Annotated in this window: 18 protein-coding genes and 1 pseudogene; 7 read left to right on the top strand and 12 right to left on the bottom strand. The window is 39.9% G+C overall.

What is annotated here, in order from left to right; all coding sequences use genetic code 11:
- Nucleotides 1-124 precede the first annotated feature (124 nt).
- Nucleotides 125-370 (bottom strand): YfhL family 4Fe-4S dicluster ferredoxin, encoded by a 246-nt coding sequence (locus tag ACJJVZ_RS00990; protein WP_405597340.1) that lies wholly within the window; start codon nt 368-370, stop codon nt 125-127.
- A gap of 217 nt (nt 371-587) precedes the next feature.
- Between ACJJVZ_RS00990 and ACJJVZ_RS00985 the strand changes: the two are divergent.
- The 3 genes and pseudogenes from ACJJVZ_RS00985 (at nt 588) to ACJJVZ_RS00975 (ending at nt 2258) form a co-directional block, all read left to right on the top strand.
- Nucleotides 588-876: pseudogene (locus ACJJVZ_RS00985) on the top strand (helix-turn-helix domain-containing protein).
- The gene (locus tag ACJJVZ_RS00980) at nt 866-1033 is read left to right on the top strand and encodes a hypothetical protein (RefSeq protein ID WP_193157071.1); all 168 of its coding nucleotides are present in this window, start codon (nt 866-868) and stop codon (nt 1031-1033) included. Before ACJJVZ_RS00985 ends, ACJJVZ_RS00980 begins: the two are co-directional and overlap by 11 nt.
- Nucleotides 1034-1526: 493 nt before the next feature.
- The gene (locus tag ACJJVZ_RS00975) at nt 1527-2258 is read left to right on the top strand and encodes a FadR/GntR family transcriptional regulator (protein WP_182703261.1); all 732 of its coding nucleotides are present in this window, start codon (nt 1527-1529) and stop codon (nt 2256-2258) included.
- A gap of 146 nt (nt 2259-2404) precedes the next feature.
- Here ACJJVZ_RS00975 and ACJJVZ_RS00970 read toward each other — a convergent pair whose 3' ends face one another.
- The 11 genes from ACJJVZ_RS00970 to yegQ all read right to left on the bottom strand — a co-directional run bounded on the left by ACJJVZ_RS00970 (nt 2405) and on the right by yegQ (nt 18945).
- Entirely contained in the window at nt 2405-5365 is a 2961-nt protein-coding gene (locus ACJJVZ_RS00970; RefSeq protein WP_405597338.1) for a TonB-dependent receptor, read from the bottom strand.
- 596 nt (nt 5366-5961) lie between these two features.
- Entirely contained in the window at nt 5962-6927 is a 966-nt protein-coding gene (locus ACJJVZ_RS00965) for a class 1 fructose-bisphosphatase (RefSeq protein ID WP_405597336.1), read from the bottom strand.
- Nucleotides 6924-8006, bottom strand: coding sequence for a class II fructose-bisphosphate aldolase (fbaA, locus tag ACJJVZ_RS00960; RefSeq protein WP_405597334.1), 1083 nt, complete (start codon nt 8004-8006; stop codon nt 6924-6926). The genes ACJJVZ_RS00965 and fbaA overlap by 4 nt, the downstream gene beginning before the upstream one ends.
- Before the next feature lie 14 nt (nt 8007-8020).
- Complete coding sequence (eda, locus tag ACJJVZ_RS00955; RefSeq protein ID WP_405597331.1) at nt 8021-8638, bottom strand: bifunctional 4-hydroxy-2-oxoglutarate aldolase/2-dehydro-3-deoxy-phosphogluconate aldolase; 618 nt, start codon at nt 8636-8638, stop codon at nt 8021-8023.
- Nucleotides 8639-8705: 67 nt separating this feature from the next.
- The gene (locus ACJJVZ_RS00950) at nt 8706-9638 is read right to left on the bottom strand and encodes a sugar kinase (RefSeq protein ID WP_405597329.1); all 933 of its coding nucleotides are present in this window, start codon (nt 9636-9638) and stop codon (nt 8706-8708) included.
- Between the two features lie 74 nt (nt 9639-9712).
- Nucleotides 9713-11020 carry an MFS transporter gene (locus ACJJVZ_RS00945; RefSeq protein ID WP_405597326.1) on the bottom strand — a complete coding sequence of 436 codons (1308 nt, stop codon included), beginning with the start codon at nt 11018-11020 and terminating at the stop codon, nt 9713-9715.
- 2 nt (nt 11021-11022) lie between these two features.
- Nucleotides 11023-11367, bottom strand: a complete 345-nt coding sequence (locus ACJJVZ_RS00940) for a cupin domain-containing protein (RefSeq protein WP_182703293.1) — start codon at nt 11365-11367, stop codon at nt 11023-11025.
- Nucleotides 11368-11372: 5 nt separating this feature from the next.
- Complete coding sequence (locus ACJJVZ_RS00935) at nt 11373-13583, bottom strand: heparinase II/III family protein (protein ID WP_193156864.1); 2211 nt, start codon at nt 13581-13583, stop codon at nt 11373-11375.
- 52 nt (nt 13584-13635) lie between these two features.
- Nucleotides 13636-15903, bottom strand: coding sequence for a polysaccharide lyase 6 family protein (locus ACJJVZ_RS00930; protein WP_405597322.1), 2268 nt, complete (start codon nt 15901-15903; stop codon nt 13636-13638).
- Between the two features lie 121 nt (nt 15904-16024).
- A complete protein-coding gene (locus ACJJVZ_RS00925; RefSeq protein WP_405597319.1) occupies nt 16025-16903 on the bottom strand; it encodes an NAD(P)-dependent oxidoreductase in 879 nt (292 codons plus the stop codon).
- Between the two features lie 659 nt (nt 16904-17562).
- Complete coding sequence (yegQ, locus tag ACJJVZ_RS00920) at nt 17563-18945, bottom strand: tRNA 5-hydroxyuridine modification protein YegQ (protein WP_405597316.1); 1383 nt, start codon at nt 18943-18945, stop codon at nt 17563-17565.
- Nucleotides 18946-19161: 216 nt separating this feature from the next.
- Here yegQ and ndk point away from each other — a divergent pair, with 216 nt between their 5' ends.
- The 4 genes from ndk (at nt 19162) to ACJJVZ_RS00900 (ending at nt 23703) form a co-directional block, all read left to right on the top strand.
- Nucleotides 19162-19593, top strand: a complete 432-nt coding sequence (gene ndk / locus ACJJVZ_RS00915; protein ID WP_007377442.1) for a nucleoside-diphosphate kinase — start codon at nt 19162-19164, stop codon at nt 19591-19593.
- A 169-nt stretch (nt 19594-19762) separates the two neighbouring features.
- Complete coding sequence (locus ACJJVZ_RS00910; RefSeq protein WP_405597313.1) at nt 19763-20893, top strand: bifunctional tRNA (adenosine(37)-C2)-methyltransferase TrmG/ribosomal RNA large subunit methyltransferase RlmN; 1131 nt, start codon at nt 19763-19765, stop codon at nt 20891-20893.
- 117 nt (nt 20894-21010) lie between these two features.
- Entirely contained in the window at nt 21011-22846 is a 1836-nt protein-coding gene (gene pilW, locus ACJJVZ_RS00905) for a type IV pilus biogenesis/stability protein PilW (RefSeq protein WP_405597311.1), read from the top strand.
- A complete protein-coding gene (locus tag ACJJVZ_RS00900) occupies nt 22843-23703 on the top strand; it encodes a RodZ domain-containing protein (RefSeq protein ID WP_405597308.1) in 861 nt (286 codons plus the stop codon). The genes pilW and ACJJVZ_RS00900 overlap by 4 nt, the downstream gene beginning before the upstream one ends.
- Nucleotides 23704-23707 lie beyond the last annotated feature (4 nt).

The following is a 23707-nucleotide window of genomic DNA, read 5'->3' as shown; positions in this document are numbered from 1 at the left end:
TATTGAGACTTAATTAAAAATATATGAGGAGATATTTATTAGTCACATGCGAGCAGTTTGATTGCTGCGACAGTGTCGCCACTTTCGCTTCGTAACCCATTACACATAAAAACCAATTAATACACTAACTCGTTAGCCTGACATATTTTTCAGCCAGTTCGTCTATATTTTCACGGTGATTAGGATCGGGCTTTATGCAGTCAATTGGGCATACGCTGACACAGGTTGGTTTGTCGTAATGGCCTACGCATTCGGTGCATTTACTTGCATCTATTTGGTAAACTTTAGCGCCCATGTAAATAGCTTCGTTAGGGCATTCTGGATCGCACATGTCGCAGTTAATGCATTTGTTGTTAATTAGTAACGCCATTCTCTAGCCTCTAGTACTTCTAGCATAAATTTGCAGCCGTAAATTATGCATTTTAATCTGCGTTTTCTTGTTGATCTCAATCAATAAAAATTACATTGGGTAACTCGTATTCAATCATTAACTTTACAACTAAAAATGGACACTACAATATCCATTACGCTCATAAAAAAGCAATTTTGGACACAGTCGTGTCCAATAAAGTTCGTGGGGTTCTATTATTAATTATTTATTATTAAGCGAGGGTGATGTGCAGCTAGCCTTTGCTGAGCACCTAAAAGAACGCCGTAAAAAAGCAAAGATGTCACGTGAAGCGTTAGCTAAAAAAGTACGGTACCTGCATCTACAATAAAAATTTTGAGGTTACAGGGCTTATTTCGTTTAGGCAGCTATTGCTTTTGTGGCAAACACTCGACGACTTAACTCGTTTATATGAGTTAACAAAAGCGCCAGCTCAAGGTAAGAATGCGCCAACGTCTATTGATCAGGTATTAAACAATGGCCTTTAAACCCATAGAAAAGCTAGAAGTAAAACGTACACTGTCAGACTCAACAGAGTTAATGGTGGGTGTACTTGCTCAAAATAGACAAGGTGTTTACTTTCAATTCGATCAAGGCTATTTACTCTTTGTTGCTCGGTTTTTACTTATTCTTACAGGGATGTAAGCCATTAGAGTAACGCAGGAGCAGTTACCGAGCCCACTAGGTTACAAACCTCACGTCGCGATTAAATCGCCCCTAGATTGAACAAATTTTAATCCTGAAAGATCAACAGGCACTCGTGCAGAGGTTTTAATTTTTAAAAGTGTCGTTTATTTATACCTCTAAAAAGGCAGCAGCCACTCTATTTCTAATTAACATTTCTAAATCTATTTCAATGACTCTAACAAGCACGACTTCAAACTATTTATAGCAAATTAATGTTCGTTATAAGTTATTAAGTGCTCACCTCAATACCTTTTAAAAACCAGTGGTCCCCTAAAACACTAATGCCTTTTATTCAATTTTAAAAAAAGCAAATTGACAAGGTAATATAAGGAATGTACTTTACCAATTAAGGTATTTTTTTTACCAATTAATTTGCCAATTTAGTCAACTTTTAGTAGTCGATTACTATCTAGTTTACGAAACACAAAGTATAAAACCTGGGGAGTTTAAAATGAAAAGGCGCAGACGTTTTTGGAACGTTGTTGATAAGTTAGAAGCCGCGATAGATCAAGGGATTTATCATGTTGGAAGTCGTTTGCCTGCAGAACGAGAGTTAGCAGAAACTCACCAAGTTAGCCGGCCAACAATTCGAGAAGCAATTATCGCGCTTGAAGTCAGAGGTCGTGTTGAAGTAAAAACAGGTTCGGGTGTTTTTGTAACAGACACAAACAAAGTTGAAACAAGCGACAAACCTATTAGCGCATTTGAGCTTACACAAGCCAGAGCACTCATTGAAGCTGAAGCCGCTGCGTTGGCTGCGGCAACCATTCAAGATCACGAACTTGCCACTTTAAAGCAAAGTTTAGAGGATATGCAAATACCAGAAATGGCCATTGAAGCTGATCAGCGTTTTCATGAAATAATTGCTAAATCAACTCGTAACAACGCCATTGTGATGTCTATACAAAATCTGTGGAAACTAAGGCGCTGTGAACCACAAATCGTTGCGGCGTATGAAGATGTATGTTCTCAAAGCGACGAGCAACGTTTGCAAGAACACACGTCAATTTACGATGCTATCGCAAATCATGATTCATCGGCGGCGCGCAAAGCCATGCACAATCATTTTAACCGTTTGATCAATGCCCTTTTTGCTGCTAGCGAGAAAAAAGCACTTGAAGAAATTAAACGCCAAACAAGCGAAACTCGTGGGTTGTATTCAATCTCTCATTTAACGCAATAACAGTAATTTATCCACTCCCCCAGAAGGCAGTTAGCACTAAAAACAGCTGTTTGAGATAGTTTTATTATCCTGAGTTCAGGTTATTTAAAGTTCAGGTTACAAGCAAGCCTTAAATAAGGCTTGCTTTACTACTGCTGCGCCATTATTTAAAAACGATAGCTCATACCAAATGTAATACGGCGGTCTGTTAAACCTTGGAAACAAAGTAAAGCACCTTCATTTACACATGATTGACTGACTTCTGATTCGCTTAGATTTACAGCCTCTACACCAATATTAAGTTGCTCATTTACGTCATAGCTTATACTTACATTAAGCTGACCACGGTCTTCTTGCACCACAGGAAATCCCCAAGGGAAGCTTGATGTACTGCCAAAGTCAGTTGAACGGTATCCTTCACGCCATGTGTAACGTGCACGTGCAGATAAGCCAAACTTTTCGTAGTAAAAGGTGACGTTGTAAGCATTTTCAGATAAGTCGATCAATGGCTGTTTAGCGCTTACGTCTATATCTGGTATACCTGTTGTTAATGCAAACACGGTATTAGCACGGCTTGTTGCGGTATCGATTGACTCACCACCTGAAAATTCTTGATAGGTGTAGTTTGCTAATAAACCAAAACCTGATGCCCAGCCTAAATCGTCTTCAAAACTTGATAAATCGTACTGAAATGCAAGCTCAATCCCTTCTTGAGTTGTTTCACCTGAGTCATTAATCGTGGTACGTGTTGGTACACATAAACCTACACCGGGCGTAGGTCCAAACACGTTTATATCTGCAATCGGGTTAAATACTCCGCCATCTTCACATACTGGACCCGTTGTATCGCGATAGCCGGTTGTAGGATCTTCATATGGGTCAACCTGTTGAGTGACGTGTAAGTCTGTACGTGTTTTATGAAAGTACCCCACACTCACTAATGCCGCTTGAGCAAAGTACCACTCAGCAGAAATATCAAATGACGTTACTTCTTCTGGAACTAAACCTGAGTTACCAACAGATACCGCACTATTAGGGCTGGTGCTATAAGTAACCGAGGTTGACAAGTCGTTAAAGTCAGGGCGTCTAATATCTTTAGACCAACCTAAACGTACTAATACATCTTCGCTTACGTTTGCAGCAACATTAAAGCGTGGTAAGAAAAAGTCGTAATCGCCTTTTGAGGTCACTTGGCTAACAATCTCATTGCCATTGCCGTCTTGTGTTACTGAATTACCTAATGACGTTACTTCTGTTTCCAAGTAACGCGCTCCAAAATTACCTCTAAAAATACCATATTCAAAGTTAGCTTGAGCATAGAGTGCATGTGTTTCTTCATCAATATCAAAAAACGCATTAACTTGTGAGGTTGGCGAGCTAATAGGAGCACGTGTTGACCCTGTGATGACGTTATTTGCTTCAATGGCTGCGTTTAATGCCGCAAGTACGGCGTCTGGATCTGAACTGGCAAGCTCTGGGTTTATTAATAGAAAGTCGCGAATATATAATGCACGGCCATCTGCGTCGTTAAAATTATCTGGACCGGCTGTTAAAATATCAGCAAATAAGTTGCCTGTTGGGCTGTCTGCTAGATTACGTAAACCAACATTATTGCGTACTTGGTCTGAAACGCTATTTGTTTTACTGTAACGGTAACCAAAATCAACCGAGGTAATCATATTGTCCAGGTAATACGTAAAGTCAGTACGAAACGCATCTTCGGTATTTTCGGATCTATCTTGCCCTTGGTTTACATCGCGTAATACCACATTTGCAGGGTCAAGTAACTGGGCTGCTGTTGGCGCATTTGCTTCACCTTGTGCAATACCAAACGTTAATGCACCACCGGTCAGGTCGTACTCAAACGGTGTACCATTTTCGTTCGATGAGTTAGTGGCAACATTTGGGTTAATAAAGTTCAGTGTTGTATTAAAGCTCGGAGTAGATGAATCTGAGCGAGACGTTGATGCTTCAACACTTACAAATAAGTTTTCACCTTGCCATTGACCACCAATTCTAAAAATTTTGCTTTCGGTGATACGCGAATTGGTATCGCTAGAAAAACGAAGATTTGGATCTGCATCGCCATCCTCTACGGGGATCACGCCACGGACTGCTGCTTCAATACTCCCTAAATTTTGACCACCTAATGAACCAAAGTTTACGGTTTCAAATTCACTTGGGATTGATATATTTCTTAAGTCACTTACGCCTGAAGCTTGAACCCTTGAGCTTTCTTGGCGGCGCTCTTGATCGTTAACAACTGCATCAAAGAAGAATTTTAAATTATCATTAGGTGCGTATTCAAACGTACCTGCAAAGTTTTTAGTTTCATACTCGTAGTTATCGTAATCTTGAATTAAAAACTGAATTGGTAAGAAATCAAATGATTGAGCACTTGCTGCACCACTGTCAGCTGCAACTGAGTTATCGCGGTCAACACGAGGACGAAATGCCGTTACGTCTTGCTCACTATAGCTACCGCTAAATACAACACCAAACTTACCAGCATCTGATTCCCAGTTATCACCCCATGCGCCAGAGATTCGCGGTGTCATGCCATCGGTAGACAAGCTGCTATCTTCTGCTTGAACACGAATAGAGCCAAGCATTTCGTTTAATTGAAGCGGGCGAATAGTTTTTAGATTAATTGTTGCACCTACTGAGCCTTCAATTGTTTTAGCCTCTGGTGATTTAATAACCTCAACGCCGGAGATAATAGCCGCCGACACATCTTCAAAACTAATTCCGCTTCGGCCAGAGCCCGAACCCACTGTTGAAACACCGTTTACTTCTGTACGGTTTGCATTCGTGCCACGAATTTGCACCCCCGTACCTACACCGGCTTCACGTGTAATTTGAATACCGGTTACGTTTTCAAGTACTTCAGCAAGGTTTTGATCAGGGAGTTTACCAATATCAACCGCTTGGATAACCTCAACTAAACTACTAGCGGAACGTTTTTCGGCAAGAGCACTCGTTAATGATTGGCGAATACCCGACACTTCGATGACTTCTAGATCGTCTTTTACTTGCTTTGACGACTCTTGGGCTTGAATAGATAACGACATACTCATTGCAGTTGCTGATATTACCGCCAGTGTGATTTTTGATAACTTATAATTCATAGTTTTTTCCTGTGTGTGAAACGCTATGTTGTGTGCTACTTTTCTATTCGAAAGCTTTAAATAAATACAAAGTATTAACTTGATATTCACACCCAAAAGCAAAAAGGTCAACCAATATAAGATTAAAAAACATCAATATTAACCCAGAAAGTTATTACCAAATAAAAAACCAAACTCACCACCACTACAAACCAAAACCACAAAAACACACAACCAATTGTTATATATTGATTTTTTAAATTAAAATCTAATAACTTCATGACAAAACAGTTATTAAACAGAGTAATCACACTGTTATATTATTTTTATATATCTGGGAATACATTAGTTATTAACAGATAAAAAACAAAATAGGTTAACCAAAATATAAGTATTCTAAGATTTTTGGCTATATTTTTCATTCATAATAAATAACCTGAACGCTGGATAATAAATCTACCTCAAGCAGCTATTTTCAGCGCTAGCTACGTTGAATTTACTTACAATAGGGCCGGTAAATTATAGAAGTGGATTTTAGGTATGTATTAGATCGGGTGCAAAAGATAAAGTAGAGGCAGCACTCTCGCCCCTTCTTTATTTTTATATTTAGAGCAGCTTTATGACAACATGGCGTTATTATAAAATTCTACAGGCTCATTTGAGCCCAAAGCGACAGGCACTCGTTGATGCAAGCTCGTTGGCGCAATACCTAAAATTCGCGATCCTCTAGAGGTTGCTTTACCACCTGCATTTTCAACTAAAAGTGCTAACGGATTTGCTTCATAAAGCAATCTTATTTTTCCGTTTTCATTACCCGTGCGCTTATCTTGCGGATACAAAAATAACCCGCCTCGGCATAAAATACGATGAACATCGCCTACCATCGCTGCATTCCAGCGCATTGAGCTTTTTTCAAAGCTTTCACAGGTGTATAGCAATTTATCAAAATACACTTGTGTTGCTTCGTCCCAATAACGGTAGTTAGCCATATTAACGGCAAATTCACGACTTTGCTCTGGTACGTTCAACTGCTTGTTTGTCAGTAAGTAACCGCCATGGGTTGAATCTAATGTATAACAACGTGTTGGACCGCCAGTGCTCATTACAAGTAATGATGAAGGGCCGTATAACACATAACCTGCGCAAACTTGATTTACACCTGGCTGGCTAAATTGCTCGTCACAGTCGAAGGGAACATCGTCACGGGCTAAATAAATAGTAAATATGGTGCCTATTTGGCCGTTAACATCAATATTAGACGAGCCATCTAGTGGGTCAAAAGCAACAATAAATTGACCTTCAGGATGACCACCTACTGCATGATCTTCTTCCTCTGATGCAACGGTTCTTACGCTGCTGTCGTCAAGTAGTATGTCTTTAAGTAGTTGGTTTGCGATTACATCAAGCTTTTTTTGAACTTCACCTTGAATGTTTTCGTTCAATGTTGAGCCTAAAACACCGGCTAATTCACCTTGGCTTACTCGAAAGGCTATCTCTTTACTGGTCGCTAAAATTGTGCGAATAAGTAAAATAAGGTCGGTATTTACACCGTCTTCTTTTAATACTGTATTTAGTCTTTTCATGCGCTATACCTGTTTACACAATTTAGATCGTCAAAGCATTGCTCTAGCCTTGCAACCATACTTTGCTCTGAATGACGCAGCCATACACGAGGGTCGTAATATTTTTTGTTTGGCTTATCATCCCCATCAGGGTTACCAATTTGCCCTTGCAGATATGCTTGCTTGTCTTTGTAGTAATCTAAAATACCTGTCCAACACGCCCACTGCGTATCGGTATCAATATTCATTTTAACTACGCCATAGGTTAAAGACTCTGCAATTTTATCGTACTCAGAACCACTTCCACCATGAAATACAAAGTTAATTGAGTTGCTTGGTAAATTAAATTTTTCTGATACGTAGGCTTGCGATTCTTTTAAAATAGTTGGCGTAAGTACTACATTACCTGGCTTATAAACGCCATGCACATTGCCAAATGACGCCGCAATTATAAAATTAGGGCTAATACGACTTAAGCGTTCGTACGCATAGGCAACATCTTCGGGCTGAGTATATAAAGCAGAGCTATCTAAGTGTGAGTTATCAACACCGTCTTCTTCGCCGCCCGTGCAGCCAAGCTCAATTTCTAGCGTCATACCTATTTTTGCCATACGCGTTAAATAACGTTCGCAAATTTCGATATTTTCCTCAAGCGGCTCTTCTGACAGATCAATCATATGCGAGCTGAACAGTGATTTGCCAGTCACTTCAAAGTGTCTTTCACCTTCCTCAAGCAGCCCATCTATCCAAGGTAGTAGCTTTTTAGCTGCATGATCAGTATGAAGCATCACTGCCACTTCATAATGCGCTGCAACCGAGTGTACATACCTTGCAGCACTTACCGCCCCAAGCACCGCTGATTGTTGCTCTGGTAACGATAAGCTTTTACCACAAAAAAATTGTGCTCCACCATTAGAAAGCTGAATAATAACGGGGGAATTTTTCTTTTTAGCAGCTTCTAGCGTCGCATTGATAGATGTTGTACTAACAACATTTACCGCAGGTAACGCATATTGATGTGTACGTGCATGCTCGTACACCGCATTGACTTCGTCGCCAACGATGACGCCTGGCAGTATTGTGGGGGCTAAATAATTCATTTATCTGATCCTTTCTACTTTAGAGCCTGGATACAAGAATCGGTAATTGCTTGCCAATTTTCTTGCTCAACCCACTCTTTTTTAGCTATCCAAGTACCGCCAACGGCGAATACATTATTTAAAGAAAGATAGTCCATTTTGTTACTTTCGCTAACGCCACCTGTAGGGCAAAAGCTGACGGCCCTAAATACTGACGACACGGCGGATACAAAAGGGGCTCCACCAGCTAGCGAAGCCGGGAATAATTTTTGCTCTGCAAAGCCATATTCAAGCGCCATTAAAATATCACCGGTGTTTGATACACCAGGAAGTACCGGCACATTACATTTAGCAAGTGCTGTAAGTAATGCAAGAGACACCGCTGGCGTTACAATAAAGTCAGAACCCGCTTCAAGTGCTTGCGCTAAAATGTCAGTATTTATGACTGTACCCGCACCGACTTTTAACTCAGGTACGTAAGCTTTAATCGCTTTTAATGCCTCTATTGAAGCCTCTGTTCTTAGTACTACTTCAACTAAAGTTAGGCCCGCGTTAGCCATAGCTTTTGCTATTTGAACACCTTGCTCTGGCGTGTCAGCTTGAATTATAGGTAGCAGTGTTTGTCCTGACATAAGTTCAGAAAAGCGAGTCATAACGTTGTTCCTTTATAAAAAAGTAATGCGGCCGATGTATGGCGGCCTTTAATGTTTGATTATTTTGTTAAATCCCAGCTTCAACCATTGCTAGCTGAAATATATCTTTTGGAGCAATAGCACCAGGCTGTTGTATAACTGCACCTGCTGCTTTTGCAGCCAGTTGGACTGCACTTGAAATTGATTTATCAGATAAACGAGCCCCTAAATAAACACCGTTAAAGGCATCGCCTGCGGATGTTGTATCTACAACATTTGTTACCGGTATTATAGTGTGGCTTTGAAGCGTATCGGCCTGCTTAGTAACTACCGATTCAGGGCCATTTTTAACAATAATCTCTTCAATTTTGTAAGGCTCTAAATACTCAACAACCGCTTCTACGCTATGTACGCCATAAAGTGTTGTTAAATCTTCAACGCCAGGTAGGATAATATCTGCCAGCGTAAAGGCTAGATGATATTGCTCTTTAGTTTCCTCTATACTATTCCACAAACGGGCTCTGTAGTTAGGATCGAAAACTATTTTTACTCCAGCACCTTTTAGCTGCGTCACAACTTTCCAAAAGTGCTCACGTGCACTTTCTTCAATTATTGCTAATGAAATTCCTGAAAAGAAAAACATATCACCTTGGCAAAGCTGCTCGAGCGCATCAGCATCTAAAAAATCGACAACTTTTTTAGCTGCAGAGTCATTACGCCAATAAATAAAGCTACGCTCACCATGCTCATCGGTTTCTATGTAATACATGCCAGGTACTTTGCTGTCATGAGCAAATACAAGTTGCGTATTTATTTGTTCACTTTCAAAGCGCTCAAGCATTTTTTTACTTAAATTATCTTGACCTAAAGCCGTAACAACCGAAGTAGTAACCTTTGGGAAGCAACGTTTTAAATACACTGCAGAATTATAAACATCGCCTGCAAATGATTGGTGTAGAGTGGCTGCGCTCATAGCCCTAAGCTCGACCATGCATTCACCGATAAAGTAAATATTTTTCATCTTGGAAGTTACCCTATGTAGTTAACTGCTATGCGCTTATACAAAACATCTTGGCATAGCAGTTATTCTCTAGATTATTGAGGCTTTTTAAGAGGTTCTATTTTTGGAATTAAAATCCAAACAGCTGCCATTGCAATAATGGCTAAAGAGGCACCAATAATAAATGCTGGTGCGTAGTTACCATCCGCAGTAAGAATAGGCACAAGCGATGTAAGTCCTACAGCACCCAGTTTTGCCGCCATACCAGAGAAACCTGATAATGTACCCACTGCTTTTTTACCTAACAAATCACTTGGTAGTGTTTGCACGTTACCAATTGCAGTTTGAAAACCAAATAATATAACTGCCATTATTAGCACTGCTGTCGTTGGTCCTCCTGGATTTGCCATTGCAAGTAACGCAGGTAACATAATTAAGCAACCCAGCGTAATAGTGAGCTTACGTGTTTTATCTGTGTTGCAACCGGCTTTAAGTCGATTTTGTGCCAGTAAGCCACCAAACCAAGCGCCAAACATTGCTCCCACATAAGGAACCCAACCGTATATGCCGATAGACTTAACGTCCATGCCATACACTTCGTTTAAGTAAATTGGGATCCAAAAAACAAATAACCACCAAATAGGGTCAATGGCAGCAGAGGCAATAATTACGCCCCAGCTTTGTTTACGAGATAAAAGCTCTTTTGTTGAAGGATTATATTCTTCTTCATCTTCACCAGTAACATCGCCGTTATCATCAACACGACGTTGACCTGTTAAAATATATTCGCGTTCTTGTGCCGTAAGCCAAGGGTGGGAGCTAGGCGGTGCTTTTACTAAAATCAACCAAGGCACTAACCAAAGAAAGCCCAGAACACCAATAACAACAAACACCATTTGCCAGCTAAAATAAATCGTTAAGTAAGCAATTAAAGGAATAGCAATAATGCCACCTATAGCAGCACCAGAGTTAAAAATACCCTGTGCTAAAGCCCGCTCTTTAGTTGGAAACCATTCAGCATTGCCTTTGGCCGCACCTGGCCAGTTACCGGCTTCTGCTACGCCTAAAATAGCGCGAAAAATACTAAAGCTAAGCACACCTTGAGCAAATGCATGCGCAATCGTTGCAACAGACCAAACACCTATTGATAAAACAAAGCCTAAACGAGTACCTACCCAGTCAAATACTTTACCAAAGATGGCCTGACCAAATGCATAGGCAAATACAAATACAATAGAGATGTTAGCGTAAATTTGTTTGCGCTCTAATGCAGATTCATCAGGGAATAAATCTTCAACAATGTCCGGCCAAAGCACACTAAGCGCTTGGCGGTCGATGTAATTAATGATGGTAGCAAGCGCAATTAATGCGATAACCCACCAACGTAAACCTTTAAGTTGCATAGTTATTCCCCAAGAAAATCTTCACGAGCTGGACTAAAGGTATCGATTAAAATACCGCCTGTTGGGCACGTCGCACCATGATCTACAAATGGCGGAATAAAACAACTGTCCCCTGGTTTTAATATTTTAGTAACACCATCAATATTAAAATGAAACTCACCTTCAACTACATAAGTAACTTGTGAATGACGGTGTGCATGGTTATAACCAATAGCGCCTTGTGCAAACCAAATTTTTACCGCCATCAACTCTTCGTTATAGCCTAGCATTTGACGTTTCAGGCCATTTCCTAGGTCTTCAATTTTAGTCTCGTTACCAAATGAAAAATGTGCGCTTTGCTTTTGCATTCTGTTTACTCCTGATTATTTTTCATCGCATAAACGCCTAGTCGGCCATTTAAGGTGAACTCTTTATTTTTAAATGTGAATGTGTTTTTGGTTGCGTTTTGTGCTTTATTTATAGCCACTAAATAGGACTTGCCTTTAATATCAAGTTCAACAAGTGTTAAATCGCCTTGCTGGCTATATTCAAGCTTTGTAACTCGACTAACAGCTTCTAACGTATATTCTTTACTTGGGTTGTATTCACCGTGGGGCTCTAACACCGATACAAACGTGTGCTTTTTTTGCCCATTTACGCGGCGAATAAAGCCATTTTCGTTGCGTAAATTAAAGTTAGGATCGTTTGCACCAATTTGAGTAAACAAAAAAGACTCATCACCTTTGACTAAGCTTGTTTGGGTGTAAAAGCGCCCGTTGTCGTTCAACCACGTTACTTTAGCTAACCCATTTTTGGGTTTTGCTTGCCCTTTAAGCCACAAGTGCTGATAGCCATTTTTAGAACCCAGCGCAGCTAATTGTGTTGTGTTAGCACGCAGTGCAAAGCTGGTATCTATAAGCTGACCTTTGTAGTGAAGCGGTAAATCGAACTGGTGTTCAGCCTGTGCTGTAACGTCAAACACATCAAGTGCAATCGTGCTGTCAAGCTCTGGTACGTTAATTAAGGCTAGTGTGCGCGCTAGCTCAACGCCATTATATGCAGTGCTTATTTCACCACTTGAGACTGTGCCCACGTTAGATGTTTCGAAAAAATTAAGTGTCGGGGCATTGCGATTACCAACACTCACACTGGCATTAAAATGGCTTGTTTCATCCACTACAACCGTATTATGAGCAACCGTTTGTTTAGCGTAGCTGTTATTTTCTGGCAGGTAACGGCCGCCGTATTTAGCTTCTACATTTAAAAAACGGGCTGCGCCATAGTCAGATACAATTTCATTACCGTGGTCGTAAAACTGCCACGTTAACTTATCAAAATGACCGTGCCCTAAACCTTGTGCAGCAGGTTTAAACAGTAGTGCTTGATTGCCACCCACTTGCGTTCGCATTACAACTAACGCACCTTGCTTACCGTCGTTACCATCGCCAAAAGCGGCCGATTTAAACTCATAAGGTGTTGCTAAACCTTTATCCAGCGCCTGCGCCACTTTTAAACCATCACCGGATAAAATAATTTGCCCTTGTTGTTTAGCAATATCTAAATAACCGGTGTCATTTGTTAAGCTATAAGCAACAGTTACGCCATGGACAAGCTCAATGGTATCAATTCCTTTACTCTTAATCGCATCGTTAATAGGGAAAAACAAACCGTTGTAGCTAAGTTGAATTGTCGTATCAATTGCTTTTAGCAATATACCATCTCGATGCTCGGCAATTTTTCGCTCAGGCTCATTGTGAGCAATCGCTTGGGCAAAAGTGACAAATGGTAATAACGCAAAACGTTGATAATAAGGTCCTTCGTTATAATAGCCTTGCGGTGAAAACAACAAATCAAGTTGCTTTAAAAAACCTCCTTTGCCTGACTTATCCAAATCATACAAGGCTTTTTCAACCCACTCAGGCTCATTCATTACATAACCCGCCATGCCTACGCCAGCTGTTGCCCACGTGCCATGATTATGTACTTTATTAAACGTAGTTGGTTGCCCTTCGGATAGAAATAAAGCAACTGGACGTAATAACTGTTGCTCAATGGTATTGATCTGTTGATCCGTTAATGCATTATGAACCAGATCATAGGCCTGAATGGTATACACCAACCACATTGCTTCATTTAAGCTTTGCCAAAATAATTTACCTGGATTTTGGGACTTTACTTTACGCTTAGGGTGCACATCTAAACTAGGATAAAGCGTGGCGTATTGCAGTAACATGTCACGAACGTAGTCAGCATATTTCTGCTCTTGGCTAAGCTGATAAATGATCCCTGCTCGGTACATTAGTTGATAATTCTTTTTATGACGTTCATGGGTGTAACCACCGCCGCCATCTTTAGGCACAGGCACCACACTTGGAAATGCAATTTCTTGATCAACCTGTGATTTTAAACTGTAATAACGCTCACTAAAATGACCTTTGCTATCAAGAGCGCTGCGCATTTTTATAACATCATTTTGCGTGATCACTAAATTAGGATGTGCGGCCAATGAGCTAAACGAGGCAATAGCAAGCACAACCGACATAACCCCCGCTGTTAATTTTGTTTGTAAGCTTAATAATGACATCAATAACACTCCACTAATTATTAATTTACCTGAACTCTGATTAAGAAATTTACTATTTAGAGTTTGGGTTAATTACTTTATTGTTTTTTAACGTGGCCGTGTGCGGCCCTGCAACTCTAAGCTCAGTAACACTTGGCGCATCTGTGGCATCAAAGATATTGTTAATGATCGAAGTTTTTGGCTCACCGACTGTATGCTCAACAATAACAGGAGCTGAGTTAACAAATGTATTCTTATTGATATTCGTAACTTGCACACCATGCAGGAAAATACTGGCATTACGTTTATTGCGTTTTCCAAGCCCTACATTATTTAGCGAATTATTCGTCATTATAAAGTGAGGGCCAAAAGTACTTTCATCTGTGCCACCGCGATAAAGCGTGACTAAGCTACCGCCGATATTGCTAAAACTATTATCACTGAAGGTTACGTAGTCAGCGTTGTATATCCCTAAATCTTCAGTTTCGCTGTCAAGGCGTAAAATATCGCCAGATACTCCGTCGAACTTATTATTAATTAGCGTGATCTCATCCGCCAGCGCACCTTTACCTGTTTTGAAAAAATCAAAAGTGTGGTTAATATCAAGGTTCACTAAGTGAGAATTCATCATGATCAAGCGGTAGTTATCGACCATCCCCCACTTTTTCGTTCTGATTACAGTATTGCCAGCCGAATCGGGACTACTTTGCCCTGAAATGATTAGCCCATCGAGCTTTAAGCTTCCACCGTCGTGTATTTCAAATAAGCTTGAGCGTTGAAATGTGAGGGTCGCTTTTGCTTGTTGGCGGGCCTTAATTGTTAATACTTTATCAATAACAACCAGTTTAGACACATCAAACTGACCTGATTCAAGCTCAAGGACATCCCCCGATTTAGCCAGCTCAATTGCAGTTAATAATGACTTAGCTGAACCCGATACAACATGTGTTTTACCTGAGTCAAAAACGATAACCGCTGGCACTTTTGGATACCAAGTTACACCGGTCTCTTTTTTTGCTATCACTTTTAAATCGGCTTTCGCGCCAACAGCAGACATATTTGAGGTAGGGTAAAGTAAACCATTTTTATTGCGCTTCATCTCAACTGCTGTTTGTTTTACACCATACCTTAGTACGTTGAGTACGCTTGAGTTAGCAACATTATTAGAGAACTTAATGCCACTAACATCATCAAATGCACTGAAAGGTTGCACCTGATCATCATTAATAATTAAGTTATTTTTCATCACGCTATTAATTGGCACAGCACTTCGCTCAGCATCACTGCCCGCAGCTAATTGGATATGACGTACGTTAACAAAGGTGTTGTTTTCTATTTGTGCATTTTCAACTTGGTGATAGCGGTTAATTGGCGAATTTGGTACGCCATTCATTACTGTAAACCCACTACCAAAACGAAAACCTGTAAGCCCTTCTAGGTAGTTATTACGAATAATTTGATCTTTATTGATAAGGCGGATACCGCCTGTATGCTCAACACCATTACCAAAAAAGATATTCTCTTCTATTAGATTACCGTTACCATGGCGTATGGTAAGTGTGCCGCGTGCTTCGTAAAACACGTTGTTGCGTACAATATTTTTACCCGATTTAATCGAGATAATTTCGACTTCGCCGTTGGTTTGTTCAAAATAATTATTATCAACTAATGTATGCGAGTCAGTAAGTGAGTAATGGCTGGTACCAATGCGGATAGTTTCACCGCCGTTAGAGCCAAAGGTGGGTCTGTAACCAAAGTAATTATGATCAATTTGATGATAGTTTTGCTGACTTTGCTTGCTATTTAAACGCACCGCCAGAGTCACTCCTTTGTTACGCTTGCCAACGAGGTGATTATGATCAAAACGGTTATGTTTGCCATATAATGCCACCCAGTAATCAGATTCACGTTTATCTGGGTTATTGTAATTATCAATAACCATTTCGAAAACGCGAGAGTGATAGGCTAGTTCATTTTTATTACGACGAAATTCAATAGCCGCCGACGTTGGCGTATAGCCGTTTTTAAAGACTAAGCCACTTGCTTGAAGATATTGCCCAGCAAGGCGCAAGTTAGACTGCCCAGATAAAATAACTTTACCTTTCGTTTGTGCAGTCAACTCAATAGGAGACTTTTCTGTACCTTGACCTTGAAATAAAATCTCAAAGTCTGTCCAAGTACCATTTTTTAGAATAACTTTATCACCCGCTTTTAAGGCTTTGGCAATGTCTGTGTAAGCTTGTTTGTTGTCAACAAAGTAGTCTTTGGCTGTTGTCGCTGTTGAAATACAACCAAGGATAACTAGGCTTAATTTTATTATAGTTAAATTAATCAATCGCATAGTTAACTCTTTTTTAAACTAGGATAGGCAGATAAACCACAAGAGTATTCTGCATCACCAACTTTATAGTGTGTGTTGGCGCTAAATAACCTTGCTATTTAGCGCCTAAAATTTACAAGGATTACTTGTCTAATTTTTTAAAGTAGTCAAAGATCTCCGGTACGTTTCCTTGAGCCATACCCGCATCAAATGCAGCTTGCAAGTTAGCCGATGAGCCTTCGGCAATTTTAGACACAGTGCCTAAGTCTTCTACCATCTGTAAAAAATAACCTAAGTCTTTGTTTGCATTTGCAATTGAGAAACCTAGATCACTTACACCATCAACTGCATAGTTTTTACAAAAATGCATGAATGGGGAATTTGACGGCCCTGTTGACATAATGTCGAACAACTGTTGACGATCAACACCTGCGCGATCTGCCACAGCAAAAGCTTGCGACATAGCGCAAACCGTCGTCATACCCATAAAGTTATTGATTAATTTAGTTGTATGACCAGCACCTAGCTCACCTAAATGAAAAACATTTTCGCCTTGTTCTTGTAGAACAGATTTAACTTTATTAAATGTTCCTAAATCACCTGCAGCCATGATATTTAACAAGCCATCTTTTGCATGTGCAGGAGTTCGACCTAGTGGTGCATCAATCATACCTACGCCTTTTGCAGCGAGATCGGCACCAATTTTCTTGGTCGAAGCAGGAATTGATGTACCAAAGTCTATTAATACTGAATCTGCTTTAAAACCAGCAAGTAAACCATCTTCTGCGTAAACAACTTTTTCAACGATTTCTGATGTGGTTAAACACAGCATCACGATATCAGCTGCTGCTGCGAGCTCTTTCGCGGTTGCCACTGTTTTCGCTCCACGTTCAACACATGCAGCAATCGCACCTTTATTGAGGTCCATTACAATCAGCTCATAGCCTTTATTTTGTAAATTTTCGACCATATTACCGCCCATAAGGCCTAGTCCGATAAAACCGATAGTTGGTTTAGACATGAATAACTCCTAAATTGTTGAGCGCTTGTTCTCACGCTATTCGTTAGCTTAGTAACAGTGACCCTACTTCGCTTTATTAGCTCCTATGAGTTACTCCTAACATGGCGTAACTTTAGACTTTATACTGATGGGTAAGCAGCTTAAATTAAAAAATTACCAATCAGATTGTAAAAACAGTATTATTTGGCAACCAATTTGTCAACCAATTTAATGAAGCCACTCAAAGAAAGTAATGGGAAAATAACTAAACTAATAATAAAATCAAATTAAAAACATCATAAAAATTAAATAAAGTAATTAAAAACAGATAATTAGACAACAGAGCAAAGATTCAAAGCCATTGTTTCTTGAAGATTTACAATAGAAATGAAATTGGTAATAACAAGTGGTAATTTAGCAAGGTAAGATTTACCAATTTAGCATTAGTTAATTTTTATCGAGAGCTAAACAAAGTAAAACGGGGTTAATGCTAATTTCAGGATTAAAATTTGTTCTATCTAGGGGCGATTTAATCACGGTGTGAGGTTTTTAATCGAGCGGGCTCGGTAACTACTCCTGCGTTACTCTAGTGGCTTACATCCTTGTAAGAATAAGTAAAAACCAAGTTATGCTGCGTTATCGCCTATTTATGAAAATAGGCGCACTGTTATAGGGTTACATTACGCTTGTTTAAACGGATTGCGGGTGTCTTGGTTTTCATCTAGGTTACGCATTAAAATAGCGTGCGCTAAATCGAGATTATTAGGTAGTGGGATTTTTACAATATGACCAGAGCCTTTGGCATCGGTAATGTTTTCGCCTTTTTTGTTTTCCATACATTCAAGCACAAAGCTAATATTTCCCTTTGGTGTCATTAGCTCTAACGAATGGCCAACACAAAATTTATTTTTTACATCTATTTCAACCAAACCATTGGCATTACGACCTAATACTTCGCCTACAAATTGCTGCTTGGTAGAAACTGAATGACCGTATTCGTAATTTTGATAATCTTGATGGGCGTGGCGCTTTAAAAAGCCTTCGGTATAGCCACGATGCGCTAAGTTTTCTAATGTTTTAAATAAATCCGCATCAAACGGCTTGCCTGCAACCGCATCGTCTATTGCTTTTCGGTATACCTGTGCTGTGCGCGCTACATAATAAAACGACTTAGTACGGCCTTCTATTTTTAAACTGTGTACACCCATTTTTGTGAGCTGTTCTACATATTGCACAGCACGTAAGTCTTTTGAATTCATAATATAGGTGCCGTGTTCATCCTCAAACGCTGGCATATATTCGCCTGGGCGGCCTTGCTCTTCTAACATAAATACATCGTTACTTGGCGTCCCTTCTCCCAATGTAGGAATAACCTGTTTTGGATCAATTTTATGCACCATTTCGCCGGTTTCATTTTCAACACCCGGCTTAACATCATAATCCCAGCGACATGCATTGGTACATGTACCTTGGTTTGGGTCGCGCTTGTTAATATAGCCCGAAAGCAAACAACGTCCTGAGTAGGCCATACACAGTGCGCCGTGCACAAATACTTCAAGTTCTGTGTTTGGGCAGAGTGTGCGTATTTCACTAATTTCTTCGAGTGATAGTTCTCGCGATAGAATAACTCTTTCAATTCCCTGCTTTGCCCAAAACTGTACGCTGGCGTAGTTAACTGCATTTGCCTGCACTGATAGATGAACCGGCATAGTCGGCCATTTTTCACGAACCAGCATGATCAAACCAGGATCTGACATAATCAGCGCATCCGGTTTCATCGCAATAACAGGTTCAATGTCACGTAAATACGATTTTACTTTCGCGTTATGCGGCGCAATATTAGACACCACATAAAACTTTTTATTTTGCGCATGCGCTTCATTAATCCCAATTTGCAGCGTCTCTAAGTCAAATTCATTATTACGCACACGCAAACTATAACGAGGTTGCCCTGCATATACTGCATCAGCACCATAAGCAAAAGCGTAGCGCATGTTTTTTATACTGCCTGCGGGGCATAGTAATTCAGGAATAAAAGGCGTTGAAGAGGTCGTTGGTAACATGTGCGCTCCATACATCGAACTGGGTTTAAGCCAGTTGTATGATTAATTAATTTATAAGCGCGGCAGTATAAGTTCGATTAGCAATTTGCTTTTGATCGAGATCACAAAACCGTAATCAAACTGGTTTTTAATAAAATTAGGATTTTTCAGTTAAAACGCGTATAATTCGCGCCCGTTAATATTCACACTTTTATTTAAAATTATTGGAGCATAAAGATGGCTTTAGAACGTACTTTTTCAATCGTAAAACCTGATGCAGTAGCTAAAAACCACATTGGCGCTATCTACAACCGTTTCGAATCTGCTGGCCTTAAAATCGTTGCAGCTAAAATGGTTCACCTTTCACAAGAGAAAGCTGAAGGTTTCTACGCTGAACATAGCGAACGTCCTTTCTTCGGTGCTTTAGTATCTTTCATGACATCTGGTCCAGTAATGGTTACAGTTCTTGAAGGCGAAAACGCTGTTCTTAAAAACCGTGAAATCATGGGTGCTACTAACCCTGCTGAAGCACTAGCTGGCACTTTACGTGCAGACTACGCTGATAGCATCGACGAAAATGCTGTTCACGGCTCTGACGCTGTTGAATCTGCTGCTCGCGAAATCGCGTATTTCTTCGCTGACGAAGAGCTTTGTTCACGTACTCGTTAATTCGAATTCGTTAACATATTGAAAAGGGCTTTCGGGCCCTTTTTTAGTCATTACGTAAAGTATTTATCAGTGTATTTGTTGATATTTTACTTAATGATTAAAGTGAGTGAATTGTGTACAATTCGTCCTCGTAAATTTTATCTCCACCGTCACCGATTGAGGTTGTTTCATGACCGAGCAAAAAAAGATTAACTTATTAGATTTAAACCGAGAAGCAATGCGCGAGTTATTTGCATCGTTCGGTGAAAAACCGTTTCGTAGTGACCAGGTGATGAAATGGATTTACCATTTTGGCGTAGATAACTTCGACGATATGAGCAACGTAAATAAAAAGCTTAAAGAAAAACTTAAAGCTGAATGTGAAATTGTTGCACCAGAAATCACCGTTCGCCAACAAGCAAGCGACGGGACTATTAAGTACGCGCTTATACTTGAAGGTGGTCAAGAAGTAGAAGCTGTTTGGATCCCTGAAAAAGAGCGCGCAACTTTATGTGTATCATCACAAGTGGGATGTGCGCTTGAATGTACTTTTTGCTCTACTGCGCAACAAGGCTTTAACCGTAACTTAAAAGTATCTGAAATTATTGGCCAAGTTTGGCGTGTAGCTAAAGATATTGGCCTTGATGGTCATAGCGAAAAGCGCCCAGTTACTAACGTTGTAATGATGGGTATGGGCGAGCCTTTACTTAATCTTAAAAACGTAGTGCCAGCAATGGAACTAATGATGGACGATTGGGGCTTTGGTTTATCTAAGCGCCGCGTAACATTAAGTACGTCAGGGGTTGTACCTGCACTTGACTTACTAAAAGAGAAAATTGACGTGGCCTTGGCTATTTCATTGCATGCACCAGATAACGCATTGCGTGATATTTTAGTGCCAGTTAATAAAAAGTACCCTATTGAAGAATTTTTAGCAGCGTGTCGTCGTTATATCGACGGCTCTAAAGCGAATAAAGACGTAACCGTTGAATACGTTATGCTTAACGGAATAAACGACAGCACTGATCAGGCGCATGCCTTAGTGAAAACGTTAAAAGGCACACCGTCTAAGGTCAACCTTATCCCGTTTAACCCTTTCCCTGGAAATGAATATACGCGTTCAAGTAACAGCCGAATTGATCGTTTTTCAAAGGTATTACAAGCAGCGGGCGTTACCTGTATTGTTCGTCGTACTCGCGGAGACGATATTGATGCTGCTTGTGGACAGCTAGTCGGTGATGTAGTTGACCGTACTAAGCGCTTAGCTAAAAAGAAAATACGTGACGATAACGCAATTGCCGTTAATATCCATCAAGCATAATTTTTAGTTGAAAATCCCTAAAGCCCTCATGTTAAATCGTTTATTTTAAATAAAGGATGCAACATGAGGGCTTTTAGGTAAGATAGACTCTATGGATAAAAATAAAGAGACAAGGTAATGCGATCTATACTTGCATTAACTATTTCAGCAATTGCTTTGAGTGGTTGCGTAACTGAAAATAGTTATAACGGCAGTGACAAGCCCGTCGTCGAAAATAAAATTAATAATATAGGCGCTGCACGAACACGTATTGCTTTAGCATTGCAGTATTTAAATACCGGTAATAACTCTCAAGCTAAATACAATTTAGAACGTGCCGCTGGGTTTGCCCCACAGCTACCTGAAGTCCATTACTCTCTTGCTTATTATTATCAACAAGTAGGTGAAAATACACTCGCTGATAAAGCCTATCAAAAAGCGCTCGCGATAAAACCGGATGATCCTAATACCTTAAATAACTATGGGGTATTTTTATGCGGTATTAACGAATATGACCGTGCGACGGACCAATTTTTAAAAGCCATTGAAGTCCCAAGTTATATCCGTGTTGCCGAAAGTTACGAAAATTTAGCCTTGTGTGCCATTGAGTTTAATGATTTTGATAATGCTGAAAGTTACTTTCAACAAGCCATGAATCACAGCTCGCAGCGTACTTCTACTTTAATTAGTCTTGCCGCGTTATTTTACGCTAAAAGTGATTTACATAAAGCCAGCGAACTTTTAAAACGTCATGATGATACAGGCCAAATATCGGCACGCGCATTAATGCTTGAGTACCTAATTAAAAGTCGAATGGGTAGAATAGAAGAAGCTGAAAAAATTTCAGCTACTATTGTGCAAACCTACCCAACGAGTAATGAAGCTTATTCGTTACGAGAGCAAAAAACACGTCTGAGCGAGTTTGAAATTTTAAGAGACAAGTATCGCAGAGCAATGCTTGATGACTTGCAACAAAATAATAACAACGGGCGCATTAGTTCAGAGCCTAAAATAAAAATCCTTCGTAAAAAAAAACCGACTTTAGATAGCTCTACCAGCTTAATTTCAAATGATAGTAAAAGCGCTAACGCAGCCACGTCTGTAAGTCAAAATCAAGTGAATGAGCACCCCGCGCCTTTTAAAGCGAGCCCTGCTAATAGTATAAAAACTGAGAACAATAAACCGCCGCAAGTAAAAAACATCCCTGCGGGTTCTATTGTTGTAGACGCGCCTAGTGAGCCTGAAGAAAAAACAATACCGGTGACGTTTTCAAATACCGCTACTGATACTTCTGCGGTGATATCGGCTTTAACCTCGCAGCAAAGTTCAGCCAAAAAAGTAACGGTTTCCCAGGACGCCGTATCGCAAACAAGTACTAAAAAAAATTCAAACGAACTTAAGACTGAAGTTAAAATAATTTCTTTTGGTGAATCCAAAACAATAGACTTAAATTCGCAACAAAAAAATCAAATAGCACACTCAGACACTGAAAGCTCAAATAGTAATAATGGCGCTAACGTTACATTTTACGAGGCAGTAAAAAATGGCGCTGTTTTTTCTAATAGTAAAAATGAATCGAATGAAGACGTAGAATTTACAAACTATTCTGCGATAAAAAAAATAGACGCCCCATTACTTAGCACTAAAGTGCCAGTTATAACGGTGCCCTCTCATATAATTACATTTGGTGAAAACCTATTTAGCATTTCCGTCCGATACAATGTTAAACTACAAAAACTCTTACAATGGAATGGTCTAAAAGAGTCTGATCGGGTAATGAATGGAAGTAAAATTTATTTGAACGATCCTAATATTTATTACGAAATTAAAGCTGGCGACACCTTGTATAAAATAGCTACCCAGCGGCATGTATTAATTGATCAATTAATGCGATGGAATAAATTAAGCCCAGATACTGAACTTAAATCAGGGCATAGACTTTTACTAGTGGATCCAGAATCATACCTATTATGAATGAAGAAAATACGCAAACAGAGATTGAACAACCAACGGTTGGACAAATATTAAAAGCGCATCGTGAGCATGCCAATGTTAGCATTGCAACCATAGCTGAGCCGTTAAAATTATCTGAACTACAAATAAAACGTCTTGAAAATGATGAATTTGCATTACTCGGACCGATTACTTTTGTAAAAGGCTATATCAAAAATTACTGCCGAGAACTAGAAATTGATAGCGCCCCTATTTTAGCCATGATGCCAGCACCACCAGAGCCGGCAAAACCCGCTAACATGCAAAGCTTTTCACGTCGTACAGAAAAAGAAGCCAGTGATAGCCGCTTAATGCTAGTGACCTATATTATTTTAGCGATTGTGATTGGCTCATCTGCATTATGGTTTTGGCAAAACGCAACCCCCATAGAAGAGCAAACCAGTAATATAAATGTAGAAAATTCAATACTCAGTGAACGCCAAGCAGTTCAACCCACTAATATCGCACAGCAGCAACCTGCTGATAATGCATTGGCTGAAGAAGTATTAGCGCCAAGCGAACGTGAGACTGTACCTGAAATAACTCAAGCACAAACAAATCAACCACTCACCACTAATACAGACTCAGCTGAAAATAGCACCATCGAAATGAATTTTAATGATGAAAGCTGGGTTGAAATTTACGACGGCGAAGGTGAAAAAATTGCATTTGGTGTTAAAAAAGCAGGCTATTTAATGACTGTCACCGGCAAACCTCCTTTTTCTGTTGTGCTTGGTAAGCACAACGTTGTAAGCGTTACCCTAAACGGTGAAAAAGTTGATATTTCAGCTTTTCCCAAAAATCGTTTAGCCAAATTTACATTACCACTAGCAGAGTAGTCGC

Source organism: Pseudoalteromonas sp. Ld19 (assembly GCF_045064135.1).
In the GTDB taxonomy this organism is placed as follows: domain Bacteria; phylum Pseudomonadota; class Gammaproteobacteria; order Enterobacterales; family Alteromonadaceae; genus Pseudoalteromonas; species Pseudoalteromonas aliena.
The sequence above is the reverse complement of the archived record's forward strand: the minus strand, read 5'-3'. Positions and strand labels throughout refer to the sequence as shown.